We start from the raw sequence: 5,566 nt of genomic DNA, 5'->3' as shown, positions 1-5,566 counted from the left end.
AAGCCGCGCCGCCCCCTGCGCTGGGCGGATCTGATCGTCTCGATCGTGCTGTTTCTTCTCTTGGCTGCAGCGGCGGTGACGGCATCCATTTTCGGGGCGTTCCTGACCTTTGCGTCGGACTCGTGCTCGGCGACCGGGTGCAACTTCAACGTCATGACCATCGGTATCTGGGTCGCGGTGCTCTCCCCGTGGGTCGTCTTCCTCGTCGCGCTCGCCGGCTCGATCGTCATGATCGTGCTGCGCCGGATCTCGTTCTGGATTCCGATCACGGCGTTCGTCCTGATCGTTGCGCTGTGGCTGATCGGTGCCGTTCTGGTCTGGGCGGGCACCTGACCCGAGCCGCCCTACACAGGCGGCGTCCAGCCCGCTGTAACCTCGCGGCCGTACCGTGGTGGGGTGCACACCGCGACACCAGACGGCTCCTGGATGACGCACCTCATCGACTGGTCGGTCTCGCTCATGGAGATCATCGGGCCCGCAGGTGCAGGTCTTGCGATCGCGCTCGAGAACATCTTCCCGCCGCTGCCGAGCGAGGTGATCCTGCCGATGGCGGGTCTCTCGGCCAGCCGCGGGTCGTTCTCTCTTGCGGAGGCCCTGATCTGGACGACCCTCGGCTCGGTAGTGGGGGCCTTCCTGCTCTACGGGATCGGCGCCTGGCTCGGCGTGGACAGACTGCGCACGATCGCGGCCAAGGTCCCGCTACTGCGTCCGGATGACATTGATCGCACTGTCGCGTGGTTTCACCGTCACGGTGGCAAGGCGGTCTTCTTCGGGCGGATGGTGCCGATCTTCCGCAGTCTGATCTCGATCCCGGCGGGCGTGACCCGCATGCCGCTGTGGAAGTTCGGCCTGTTGACCGTCGCAGGCAGTGCCTTGTGGAACACCATCTTCGTGCTTGCCGGTTTCCTCCTCGGCGAGGCCTGGCCTGTCATCGAGCGGTACGCCGACATCCTCCAGTACGTCGTCATCGCCGCCGTAGTGGTCGGGATTGCGTGGTTCCTCGTCGTTCGCATCCGTACGCTTGTGGCCGACCGGCGCGCAGGGGATCCCAAGCCCTCCGCGGACTGAGCCCTCGGTCGCAGAGCAGCGAGCGCTCTCAGCCCGCGCAAAGCGAACCCCCACGTAGACTGGGGGAGTGCCCGCTGACCGTGTCCATCTCGTGCGTCACGGGGAGGTCTTCAACCCGAATCGGGTCCTGTACGGACGTCTCCCCGGGTACGGGCTGAGCGACGACGGGCGCCAGATGGCCGAGCAGGCTGCGGCCTGGATCGGCGGGCTCGAGCGCCCGCTGGCATCCCTCATCGTGTCCCCGCTGCAGCGGGCGCAGGAGTCGGCCCAGCCCTTCATCGACAGGTTCGGCCTCCGGGCCACCACCGACGAGCGCGTCATCGAGCCGACCAACGTCTTCGAGGGAAAGCGCATGAAGCGCGCCCTGATGAACCCGCTGAACTGGCGGTACCTCGCTCGCCCCGCGGTGCCCAGCTGGGGTGAGCCCTACGCGCAGGTCGTCGCCCGCATGGATGCCGCGATGACGGATGCCTGGGGTGAGGCAGACGACGGCGACGTGGTCGTGGTCTCCCATCAGCTCCCTATCTGGGTGACCCACCTTGCAGTTGCCGGGCTTCCGACGCAGCACGATCCGCGGCACCGCCGGTGCGCGCTGTCGAGCGTGACGAGTTTCGAGCGGTCAGCCGACGGGTGGGTCGAGGTCGACTATGTCGAGCCCGCAGCGACATCGGGCGCCATCGACGTCGGGGCGGTGTGACGTGACGATTCGCCGTGGACGCAGGTCGGCATCCGTCGCTCTCGCGCTGGTTGGCGCCCTCGCGGTGGGCGGAGTGCTCGCCGGGTGCACCGCCGATCCGCTCGCCGACCAGTACCGGGCGGGTGACAACAAGGGCTTCATCGCGCAGAACGGAATGGAAGCCGTCGCGATTCCCATCGACCAACGCTCCGCGCCGCTGAACTTCTCGGGCGTCACCGATACCGGCGAGACGGTGACGAGCGATGACTACCGCGGTCAGGTGCTCGTGGTGAACTTCTGGTACGCCGCATGCGCGCCGTGCATCGTCGAGGCGCCCGAACTCGAGGCCGCCTACGAGGAGGTCGGCGGGGCCGATGTCGCGTTCCTCGGTCTGAACACTGCCGACGAGGCGCCGACGGCGCGATCGTTCGCCGAAGACAACGGCGTCAGCTATCCGAGCCTCATCTCGGTCGGCGACCGCGAACTCAAGCTCGCGTTCGCGGACGCGACCCCCTTGAACGCGACCCCCGTCACGCTTGTCATCGACCCCGAAGGCCGCGTCGCTGCTCGGGTCATCGGCGCGCTCTCGAGCTCGTCCATCCTCACGACTCTCGTGAAGGAAACGCTCGCGGAGAACGGATGAACGTCACCGACCTGATCGGAGGGGGAGCCCTCTGGGTTGCCGTCCCGATCGCGTTGGCGGCCGGCCTCCTGTCGTTCCTCTCGCCGTGCGTGCTGCCTCTGGTGCCCGGCTACCTCGGGTTCATCGGTGGCTCAGTCACCTCGACCCGCAACGATCAGGGGATCGCGGTCCCGAGCCGGGCTCGGCTGCTTGGGGGCGTTGCTCTCTTCATCGCCGGATTCACCGTCGTGTTCATGGCGATCACGATCCTCGGTGGTGCGCTCGGCCAGTTCTTCCTCCGGTATGGCGACCTCATCACCCGCATCCTTGGTGGTGTCATCATCCTGCTCGGCCTCGTCTTCATCGGGCTGTTCGGCTTCGCGCAGCGCACGATCAAACCGCAGGTGCGCGGTAACGTCGGCCTCATCGGCGCCCCCCTGCTGGGTCTCGCGCTCGGCCTCGGCTGGGCTCCGTGCATCGGCCCGACCCTGGCCGCGATCACCGCGCTGTCCTGGAATTTCGGCGACCCCGGGCGCGCAGCCCTCCTCGGCCTCACGTACTCGCTCGGACTCGGCATCCCCTTCGTGCTGCTCGCACTCGGCCTCGGCTGGGCAACCACGGCCGTCACGTTCCTGCGACGCCACATCCGCGCGATCAACATCGCCGGCGGCATCCTGCTCGTGCTGCTCGGCATCCTCATGCTCACCGGCGTCTGGACGACGCTCATGATCTCGCTCCAGGGGGTGCTCATCAATGTCCCCCTCCCGCTCTGATGACGTGACCGTCGATCCGCTTCGCCCCGCCGATCACGCCGATGCTGCGGCCGACAGCATGGATGCCGGTGGCTCATCCCCCGACGACACGGTCAACTCGCCCGCGCTCGGCGTCGTCGGATGGGCGCGGTGGGGATGGCGCCAGCTCACCAGCATGCGCACCGCCCTGCTCCTGCTTCTGCTGCTCGCGATCGCGGCGATCCCGGGGTCGCTCGTACCCCAGCGCAGTGCCGATCCCAACGGCGTCACGCAGTACTTCACTGACAATCCCGACCTCGCGCCGATCCTTGACGGGCTCCAACTGTTCGACGTGTACACGTCGGCCTGGTTCTCGGCGATCTACATCCTGTTGTTCATCTCGCTCATCGGATGTGTCATCCCGCGCACGCAGCACCACTGGAAGGCGCTGCGGGCCCGGCCCCCGCGCACTCCTGCACGTCTCGAGCGGCTCTCGACGTATCGCGAGACGTTGATCGAAGGGGCGGATGCCGACCCCGCAGCCTATGCGGCCGACGCTGTGGCTCTCGCCGAGCAGCAGCTGCGCCGCGGTGGTTACCGCACCGAGCGGTACGACACCGACCGTCGGGGCGCCCCGAGCTTCAGTGTCTCGGCAGAGCGCGGCTACCTGAAAGAGACCGGGAACCTCATCTTCCACGGCGCGCTCGTGGGCGTTCTCATCGCGGTCGGAGTCGGCGGAGGCTTCACCTACACCGGCCAGACCGTCATCATCCAGGGTGACACGTTCACGAACGCGCTCGTTGATTACTCCTCGTTCAACCCCGGCCGCTTCGTCGACGAGAACTCCCTCGTTCCCTATGCGATAACGCTCGACGAGTTCAGCGTCAGCTACGTCGCTCCCGACGAAAGCGGCGCCGGTCAGGCCGGAGACTTCGTCGCGCGACTCACCACCCAACGCGCAGGCGAGGACCCGACAGCCGGAGAGGTGCGGGTGAACCATCCGCTCGATGTCGCGGGCGATCGAATCTTCCTCATGGGCAACGGATACGCGCCGACCATCACGGTTCGCGCTCCCGACGGCGAGGTCGTCTACTCGGCATCCGTTCCCTTCCTGCCGCAGGACCGGAACCTCACCTCGCTCGGCGTCGTCAAGGTGCCCGACGGACTACCTGAGCAGCTCGGGCTCGTCGGCTTCTTCTACCCGACGGTCGCGGAGCTCGAGACCGGGGCCCTCACCTCGGGATGGCCAGCACTGGTCTACCCGGAGTTGACCCTCAACGTGTTCGAGGGGGATCTCGGCATCGACGGCGGCATCCCGCGCTCGGTGTACGCCCTCGACACGACGGACATGACACAGCTCACCGGCGGAACCACCGGTGTCGACTCGATCCGGCTGCTGCCGGGCGAAACCGCAGAGATCCCCGGCGGCCGCGGAACCGTCACCTTCGAAGACGATTCCGCCGTGACCCCCACGGGCGAGCCAGTCAAGCGGTTCGTCTCGCTGTCGATCCACCGAGACGCCGCGGCGACGTGGGTTCTCGTGTTCGCCTCGATCGCCGTCGCGGGGCTGCTCGCTGCCCTGTTCGTGCCCCGCCGCCGCATGTGGGTGAAGGCGACAGTTCAAGGCCCCAACGTGAGGATCGAGTACGCGGGACTCGCCCGTGGTGAGGATCCGACGCTGGATGCCACGGTCGAGCGCTTCGCCGGCGACCACGGCGCCTCCCTCGCGGGGCGCGGCGCCAGCAAGCCCACGTAAACTGGCCCCATGCCCGTCGATTCCGCGCTGTCCCTCGAGTCGGTCTCGTTTCTGCTGGTGTGGACCGCCATCGCGATCTACGCACTCGCGTTCATCGCCTACGTCGTCGACCTCTCACGCCGTTCGGCGGTAGCGGTCGACCGCTCCGCTCAGCGGGAGCTCGTGTCGGTCGGTGCAGGAGCGGCATCCGTCGATGGCGCGGCGGGTCCTGCATCCGCTGTCGAGGAGCTTCGCGCCGAGGGTCGGGCTGCCGAAGAGAACCTCAACGCAGCGCCGGGTCGCCGCACGCGTCTACTCTGGGCGCGTATCGGCACGAGCCTGACGTGGCTCGCCTTCCTCTTCCACCTCGGGGGCGTCATCACGCGCGGCATCGTCGCCGGTCACGTGCCGTGGTCGAACATGTACGAGTTCGCCCTCACGGGCACGGTGCTGATCGTCGCCGTCTACCTCGGGGTGCTCTTCCGCTACGACCTCCGTTTCCTCGGATCGCTCATCACAGGCATGGTCGTCCTCATGCTCGGCGGCGCCTCGCTGCCGTTCACGTTCTATGTCGAGGTCGTGCCGCTGGCCGACCCGCTCAAGAGCGTCTGGCTCGTCATCCACGTGTTCGTCGCCTCGCTGGCTACCGCGCTGTTCGCTATCGCGTTCGGCCTGTCGGTGCTCCAGCTCATGCAGGCGCGCCGCGAACAGCGGGCGATTGCCGCCGTCGGCAC

6 protein-coding genes and 1 pseudogene are annotated in these 5,566 nt (G+C 67.6%); all 7 read left to right on the top strand.

What is annotated here, in order from left to right; genetic code table 11:
- On the top strand, nucleotides 1-333 hold a 333-nt coding region (locus tag B3587_RS12005), incomplete at its 5' end, for a hypothetical protein (protein ID WP_292728949.1).
- 126 nt (nucleotides 334-459) lie between these two features.
- Entirely contained in the window at nucleotides 460-1,068 is a 609-nt protein-coding gene (locus B3587_RS12000) for a DedA family protein (RefSeq protein ID WP_375237333.1), read from the top strand.
- 67 nt (nucleotides 1,069-1,135) lie between these two features.
- Complete coding sequence (locus B3587_RS11995; RefSeq protein WP_292728946.1) at nucleotides 1,136-1,765, top strand: histidine phosphatase family protein; 630 nt, start codon at nucleotides 1,136-1,138, stop codon at nucleotides 1,763-1,765.
- A 1-nt stretch (nucleotide 1,766) separates the two neighbouring features.
- Nucleotides 1,767-2,387: a TlpA family protein disulfide reductase gene (locus tag B3587_RS11990; RefSeq protein ID WP_228177866.1), complete on the top strand. Its 621-nt coding sequence runs from the start codon at nucleotides 1,767-1,769 to the stop codon at nucleotides 2,385-2,387.
- Nucleotides 2,384-3,139 (top strand): cytochrome c biogenesis CcdA family protein, encoded by a 756-nt coding sequence (locus tag B3587_RS11985; RefSeq protein WP_228177867.1) that lies wholly within the window; start codon nucleotides 2,384-2,386, stop codon nucleotides 3,137-3,139. The genes B3587_RS11990 and B3587_RS11985 overlap by 4 nt, the downstream gene beginning before the upstream one ends.
- Nucleotides 3,120-4,853 (top strand): cytochrome c biogenesis protein ResB, encoded by a 1,734-nt coding sequence (gene resB / locus B3587_RS11980; RefSeq protein WP_292728941.1) that lies wholly within the window; start codon nucleotides 3,120-3,122, stop codon nucleotides 4,851-4,853. The genes B3587_RS11985 and resB overlap by 20 nt, the downstream gene beginning before the upstream one ends.
- A 9-nt stretch (nucleotides 4,854-4,862) precedes the next feature.
- Nucleotides 4,863-5,566: pseudogene (locus B3587_RS11975) on the top strand (c-type cytochrome biogenesis protein CcsB); the annotation flags it as partial.

Origin of the sequence: Microbacterium sp. UBA837 (genome assembly GCF_002296025.1) — a bacterium.
Lineage (GTDB): Bacteria > Actinomycetota > Actinomycetes > Actinomycetales > Microbacteriaceae > Microbacterium.
This window is presented reverse-complemented; position numbering and strand designations above follow the sequence as displayed.

Bases quoted from the DNA above. Each gene is read 5' to 3' on its own strand.
- B3587_RS11985 (WP_228177867.1), top strand. From the start codon at position 2,384: ATGAACGTCACCGACCTGATCGGAGGGGGAGCCCTCTGGGTTGCCGTC.
- resB (WP_292728941.1), top strand. From the start codon at position 3,120: ATGTCCCCCTCCCGCTCTGATGACGTGACCGTCGATCCGCTTCGCCCC.
- B3587_RS12000 (WP_375237333.1), top strand. From the start codon at position 460: ATGGAGATCATCGGGCCCGCAGGTGCAGGTCTTGCGATCGCGCTCGAG.